The 6,000-nt window shown below is 66.1% G+C and carries 4 protein-coding genes; all 4 read right to left on the bottom strand.

All coding sequences use genetic code 11. From position 1 onward, the window contains the following. Window positions 1-1,709, bottom strand: a 1,709-nt coding sequence (locus ACIPVN_RS12835) for a DUF6923 family protein (protein ID WP_400443258.1), incomplete at its 3' end; no start/stop codon positions are given. Window positions 1,710-1,794: 85 nt separating this feature from the next. Then, the gene (locus ACIPVN_RS12830; RefSeq protein WP_400443256.1) at window positions 1,795-2,973 is read right to left on the bottom strand and encodes an HTTM domain-containing protein; all 1,179 of its coding nucleotides are present in this window, start codon (window positions 2,971-2,973) and stop codon (window positions 1,795-1,797) included. Next, window positions 2,970-3,794, bottom strand: coding sequence for a DUF5819 family protein (locus ACIPVN_RS12825; RefSeq protein ID WP_400443254.1), 825 nt, complete (start codon window positions 3,792-3,794; stop codon window positions 2,970-2,972). The genes ACIPVN_RS12830 and ACIPVN_RS12825 overlap by 4 nt, the downstream gene beginning before the upstream one ends. A gap of 413 nt (window positions 3,795-4,207) precedes the next feature. After that, window positions 4,208-5,953, bottom strand: a complete 1,746-nt coding sequence (locus ACIPVN_RS12820; RefSeq protein ID WP_400443252.1) for a sigma-70 family RNA polymerase sigma factor — start codon at window positions 5,951-5,953, stop codon at window positions 4,208-4,210. Between the last annotated feature and the right edge of the window lie 47 nt (window positions 5,954-6,000).

Raw genomic sequence — 6,000 nt, 5'->3', positions numbered from 1 at the left:
GGGGTCGCAGCAGCCTGAGCGGCAACCTGCGCGGACGGGTTCGATGCGTCATCAGCCTTCGCCGAAGCAGAAGCCGACGCCGCAGCGTTCACGTTGCTCTCGGGCTCTTCGACCGGAGTCTCCGTGGAGTCCTCAGGCGATTCAACGTTCCCGGGGTCACCGGGCTGGCCCGGAGGCACGTTGCCCGTCGCCACCGCGGTGTTCTCTACGGCCCCGTGCTTCGCGTCGTCAGCCGTGATCACGTAGGGTTCCGTCGACTCGCAGTCGGCGGACTGGCCGGGCGCGAGAGCGAGAGGCGTGCACGTGACGTCCACACCGGCCGTCTGAAGAAGCTCATCGCGGATCGCGATGTTCTCGATGTTCGCGATACCGGTGTTGCTGACCTTGAAGCGCCAGAAGATCTGGTCGCCCGGATCGGTGATCCCATTGCTGTTCACATCGATGACGCTCGACACCTCCTTGTCGAGCGCCAGTCGGGCCGTGACGACCTGAGCGCAGTCGGTGGAGGAGGTGTTGTTCCCGTACTCGGGGTCGTCCTCCATACCGATCAGCTCGGCCGTGTTCGTGACACAGCCCCTGATATCGGATGCAGCCGTGACTCGAACGCGGAAGGTGATCTCCTCACCCGCAGCCAGTTCACCGCCGTTGATAAGGAGCGTCTGACTCCCATCGGCACCGGTTTGCGTCGTCATCGTGACCCCGGGGCTGTCAACGAGGACAGGGCTACCCAGGCCGGCAGGAAGCACATCTTTGAGGAACCACCCACCCGACAAGGAACTACCGACGTTGCTCACCGTGAACGAATACTCGAACGACTCGCCCGGCATGAACTCAACGGGGCCGGTCTTTTTCAGCGCAATGTCTGCCGGAGTGCCGAAGTTGTAAGCACCGTCGTTGTCGTATGTCGGGTTGGCTTGCCCGGCACCAATGACTTCAACAACGCCGGCACCAGAAACTCGGACATGAACTACGCGACCCGAGAAGTTGTCAACAAACCCCAGAAGACCAGAACCGGTAACCCAGGCGGCGCCGTAGTTGCTCGTAGTCCCAGCCGTGAGCGCTGGGGCGCTAAGTCGCGTCACCGTGTTTGTAGAGACGTCGTAGCGCAATAGGTAGCCAGCCGAGCTTGCCGACCAGAAGTACCCGTTCGCGTACACCAGATCATTCGGGCTGTCGTTTCGAATCGACGAGGTGAACTGGTGTACAACTTCGGCGCCAGTGGCGAGATCAAGAGAAGTGATTCGAGTTCCGCCGGTCGAGTAGAACCACAGCTTCCCATCATGGTACTCCATGCCGGACCAGGCGCCCGGCGACGGCGCCAGGAGGCTGGGCATGGTAGTCACGACTCCGCCTTGCGCGATGCGATAAATCGTCCTACTCCCCGACGAGCTCAACGCATAGATAAAGCCGTCATCCGGGTTGAACGCCATCGATGACAGTGAGCCCGGTGAGATAGCGGCAAGGAGATCGAAGTCATACTTGCCGCTCGCGCCGGAGTAGTTGACGTCATACAGGCTGCCAGTCGGACCGGTGCCGGACTGCAGCAGCCAGATCTGACTTTTGTCTGTGGGCCACGGGTCCCCGGCAGCGGCATTCGCCGCCGAGATCCCCCCCATGATGGCGAGACCTGCGACGGCGACCCCTGCGCCGACCTTCAGCGCTCGACGCCTCCAACGCCCTGGTGGGCGCGCGTGTTGCTCTTGTGTCATTTGAGCGTTCTCCTTCGTTATCGGAAGAACCGGTTCCCCGGCGCTCTTCCCCCTTGGTGCTGCGCCGGCTCAGCCGACGCAACGGTCACCGCGCGGTCGTTCCCTCGAGCTGCGCGGAGTCTGTGTGGTCGAGGTTGTCGGCGGCCGGCGGCTGTTCCGGTTCAAGAGCCGCGTCGCCCACCGCCTCGCCATCCGGCCGAGCGGATGCCGTCGCCCGCCACTTCTCGGTGACGGACGAGACGATCCCCGCCCACGATCGATCGCGGATGAAGATCGCGTCGATCGCGACCATCGTCAGCGAGAACCACGGCAGGCCCATCAGCACGGCGATGCCGAGGTGGAACCCGAGCATGCCGAACAGCGCGATCAGCCGCGTGGGTCGCGTCAGCAGCATGAACGGGAACGCTGCCTGCAGGATCAGGGTGCCGAGCGTCAGGAAGGCCACGGCCGGACCCCATGCCATGAAGAAGTCCGACAGGGCGGGCCACGTGCCGAAGCGCACCGTCTCGAGCGGGTGGTAGATCGCCCATCCCTCGCGCCACGGCGAGCCGCCGGCCTTGAACAGGGCGCCCGAGGTGTAGACGAAGATGACCTGCGCGGCGAGGGCGACCAGCGCCAGGTTGTGCGCCACGACACCGATCTGACGCGGTGCCGATCCTTCGCGGAACCACTCGCCCTTGCGCGCCCGACGGCGGGCGTCGAGCGACCAGCGTGCGGCCGGATCGGCGAAGAACAGCAGGATCATCGCGATCCGGAACATGTTGTCGCCCTGGTCGCCGATCATGTCGTTCGCCTCGATGAAGCCGACCCAGAGCACGAAGAACACGGGCAGCACGATGCGGAACCGCCACCCCAGGATGAACAGCACGCTGAGCCCGATCAGCAGGATGTAGAGCGCCGAGTACAGCAGATCGTTGCCCATCGCCGAGTGGAAGGCGGAGAAGATCCAGATCTTCGGGAAGTCGCTGATCGGCTCGGCCATCTCGCGGTTCCACGCCGAGCCCGAACCGAACGAGTAGTAGCGCGTCGCGAAGTTCGTCACCAGCAGGCCGAAGCCGGTGAGGCCGAAGAGGATGCGGGTCACGGCGATGCCGTAGAGCGACTTCTTCGACTCGTGGAGCCAGCGGTCGGCTGCCGAGAAGCAGCGCGTGGCGGAGATCGCTGCCACCTGAGCGACCTGCGCGATCATCGCTCCCAGGAAGGCGAGCACGCGAGGCGTGCGGATCGCATCCGAGCGGTCCGGTGTGCGGTCGGTGGCGGTCATCGGTTCAGCCCCTTCAGGTACGTCTCGTACTGCGACCGGAACACCTCGGCGAAGCGGTTTTCGTTCTGGCCGGGTTCGACGAGCAGGTCGCGCCACCCCGGACGGATGACGGTCGGGTCGGGACGCTGAGCGGTCGGGTCGTTCCGGTCGGCGTAGGGCACGACGTTCTGGCGGCTCACGCGGAACTGGACGGCGGTGACGTCGTCCCCCCAGATCGCATGGGCGACCTGGGTCGCATACGCGGTTGCCATTCGATCCACGCCGAGGTAGAGGTCGGCGTCGACCTCGGCATCGGCCTCGCCCAACTCCTCGGAGAGCGTCGCCAGCCACTCATCATCCGTGTGGTTCTCGAGCGTCACGGCGCGCTGCTTTTCGGCGAGGTCTTCCCACGCGTTCTTGTAGTTCCCCGCGAGTTCTTCGGCCTGAATCCCCGCCCGCGGCGGGAAGAGGTTGTTCTTGATCATCGAGAGTTCGACGTCGGTCGCGCTCACCCAGCCGGTTTCCACCTCGTCACCTGCGTCGTCGGCGACGAGCGCGCGCACGTTGAAGTGGTAGTCGCCGTTGATCGGCTCGGGAGCGAACACACTCCACGACTGGCCGAACAGCGGCAGCATGTACGAGCTCAAAGCACCGTCCGGCGGCAGCTGACGCAGTGCGGACGGCGGATAGATCCACAGGAACGAAGCGAAGACGTGCCAGGCCGTCAACAGCACCAACCCCGTCGAGACGACGCGCACGGTCCATCGCCGTGCCTTGCCGCCTCCTTCGCTCTCCCCCTGTGCGCCGCTTCGCGATGTCGCGAAGCCGGCGAGCGACTTCATCCTGTTCATTCCGATTCCCCGTAAGTGTCGTCTTGTGCGCAGGCGCGCGAGAGCTGTTGCGGGCGGCGCCCCCGCGCCACCCGCAACACCGACATGCCCCCCTCGGGCCGATTCCTAGATGAACGACCCGACAGCACGCGATGAGCAGCAATCGCACTACCCGAGACGCGATTGCGCCTACCTCTTGCACTCTCGGCGACCAGGATCGTGACGCGGCAATTAGGAGAAGCTGAGAAAGATCGTGATCCGCGCGTGGACTTCGACAAATGACGTCACGATCGGGCCGCCCGCGGGTATACCAAACGGGTCGCCTGAGATCGGCTCGGCACTATGCACCGCCGCTACGGACCCCGCCCAGCAGGGTATTCCTCCCCCGAAACGGGAGGGGAGCACATCGATGCTCCCCTCCCGGATCACTCGGCGGTGAAGATCACCTCTGTCCACGGGCCGATGTCGCGGGTCGTCGGATCCGCCCAGCGCAGCCGCAGCACGTGCGCACCCGGGGGGACAGAAAGATATTCGTTCCAGACCCCGGATGCCGGAACCGTCAGCGTCTGAACAGGCGTCTGACCCACGATCGAACGCTGGATCACGCTCCCCGCGGGGAGCTCGAGGCGGAAGTTGAAACGACCCGCGGTCACGACGTCACCCGCCAAAGGGCGCGATGCCACCGGAGCGGCATCAACGGAGTACGGAAGCGTGGCCGACGCCTGCGACGTGATGCCGCGAACGGTCTGCGTGACGGAGACCGAGGTCGCACCCGCACCACCGGTGGTGATCGGAACGGACCAGCGGCCGAAGGCGTCCGCCGTCGTCGTGGCGATGGGTCGTCCAGCGACATCGAGCACGCGGATGAGTGCGCCCGGCTCCGCAGAGACGCCCCCCAGCCTCGGGTACATCCGAGGATCGTTCTGAAGAAGTGTCGGCTCGAGGGCGCCGGGCACCACCGGCTCCGTCGGTGGCAAAGGAGCCGGGACGCCTGGTTCCGCCGTGGACGGCGACAGGAACGGCGCGGGCGGAAGAAGCGGTTGCCGTCGAGGCGGCTCGATTTCCGTCCGAGGAGTGGCTTCGTCGTCGGGCGGGGGACTGAGGAAAGGCGTCGGCGTCGCGGACGGGAACGCGGTCGCCGGAGCCAGCGGTTCCTGCCGACCGTCGTCGACGATGGTGGGGCCGCCCTCCGGGTCCGCCTCCGGCTCCGTCGCGCGGGTCGCCAGAACGGCGATCGCGACGGCGAGCAGGAGAAGCAGAAGGAGCGCCACGACGCCGACCCATCGCCGCGAGGCGGGGCGGCTGTCCGGAGACTCGATGCCGTCTTCCCCGGCGGCTGCGGTGGTGACAGGCAGCTGCATCTCGGGCATGGCGGGCGGGCGCAGCGTGGCGATGTAGCCCGCAGCACCCGCCGTCCCCGCGACGGCCGGAAGGATCGCGATCGCCAGCGTCTGAGCGATCGCGCGTGCTTCCTGCAGCGCCGCAGTACATGCCTCGCACGTAGCGACGTGCGCCTCGATCTTCCGGGAAGCCCGGGGGGCCAGACCGTCACGGGTGTACGCGCCGATGTCGGCGATGACCGCTTGGCACTCGGGCGACTCCGCGCGAGCGAGCTGTGCGCTCACCCACGCGTCGCGAAAGCCCTTTCGCGCCCGGTTGACGAGCGCAGAGATCGCATTGGACGACAATCCCATCGGACCGCTGATCTCCCGAGGCGGGAGCCCATCGACCTCGCTGTACCAGAGAACCTCCTGCCATCGCTGCGGAAGGGCGCGGAACGCCTCTTCCGCGGCTCGATGATGCTGGTCGCGAATCGCGGCGTCCTCGCCGTCGAGCGCGTCGACATCGACCATGAGGTCGAAGTCCGCATCCTGCCGCGGGAGGTCGCGCTTGTAGTGGCTGCGACCGACGTTGCGGACGGTCGTGATCAGATACGGGCGGAAGGCTCCGCGCGGGCCCTTCCCGCTCTGCAGCGAGACGAGCAGACGTTCGAACGCCTCCGAAACGATGTCATCCGCATCGAGACCGGTGAACCCGCGCGCCACCGATAGCGCAGGACCGGCATGACGCTCCCAGAGGAGGCCGAAAGCGCGCGTGTCCCCCGCACGCACCCGGTCGAGGATCTCCCCGTCCGAGGCATCCGCTGTCGACGTATGGTCGTCGTCTTCCATTTCTCATCCTCCCCAGGGAATCTCCGATATTCCGGCTTCTGCGAACA

Source organism: Microbacterium sp. NPDC090003 (assembly GCF_044748385.1).
GTDB lineage: Bacteria > Actinomycetota > Actinomycetes > Actinomycetales > Microbacteriaceae > Microbacterium.
This window is presented reverse-complemented; position numbering and strand designations above follow the sequence as displayed.

Bases quoted from the DNA above. Each gene is read 5' to 3' on its own strand.
- ACIPVN_RS12820 (WP_400443252.1), bottom strand. From the start codon at position 5,953: ATGGAAGACGACGACCATACGTCGACAGCGGATGCCTCGGACGGGGAG.
- ACIPVN_RS12825 (WP_400443254.1), bottom strand. From the start codon at position 3,794: ATGAAGTCGCTCGCCGGCTTCGCGACATCGCGAAGCGGCGCACAGGGG.
- ACIPVN_RS12830 (WP_400443256.1), bottom strand. From the start codon at position 2,973: ATGACCGCCACCGACCGCACACCGGACCGCTCGGATGCGATCCGCACG.